The sequence below is a fragment of the Psychrobacter sp. 1U2 genome (genome assembly GCF_051847575.1).
In genome coordinates this window covers 1-661 of sequence record NZ_JBPYDC010001227.1, presented here as the reverse complement: position 1 = coordinate 661, position 661 = coordinate 1, and the positions used below count along the sequence as shown (strand labels likewise).

Annotated in this window: 1 protein-coding gene; it reads right to left on the bottom strand. The window is 42.1% G+C overall.

Annotated features, from left to right (window positions below):
• A partial coding sequence (locus tag ACS8FD_RS21350; protein ID WP_439277345.1) for an MFS transporter occupies positions 1 to 659 on the bottom strand: 659 nt, incomplete at its 3' end.
• Positions 660 to 661 lie beyond the last annotated feature (2 nt).

Sequence of the window (661 nt, the reverse complement as noted above, 5' to 3'; positions counted from 1 at the left end):
AAACTGTGTGAAAACCCAAATAAGTCTTTGTCCAAAGCAAACCGTAATTCAATCAAGTCTGGGAGCAACAGTATGATGACAGTCGTAATGCTAGACATAATCAAACTTAGCATCAAACCGATAAATATTGAATGCTTACAGTGTTTGAAAAGTAAGGTAAATGGCTGAGCGGTATGACTATTCGTTTTTACTTTTTTAACTTCTAAAAAGAATGGTGACTCATCAATAAAACGCCATACTAATAAAGGTAAACAGCTCAAGATTGCTGCAATAAAGAAGGGTAAACGCCAGCCGTAACTGGTTAGCTCTTCAGGGGTCATAGAGCCGGTGAGCCATACAAAAAAAGCGTTAGAAAATAGCACCCCTATAAAAAAGCTTGCTGTCACATAGCTACAGCTAACCGATAGATACTGCCGCGGTACATGCTCTGCAACAAAAACCCAAGCCAATGGGACATAAAGGCCAAATGCCATTCCCTGTATCAGTCTAAGTAGGATAAATAGGATTGGAGCTAGCATGCCCCACTGTGCATACGTGGGCAAAAACGCTATAGTCAGTAAACTGCCTGCAATGATAGCCATGCTGATGAATAGAATTGGCCTGCGACCCTTGATGTCGCCATAACGTCCAAGAATAATGCCACCGAGGGGCCGTGCCAAAT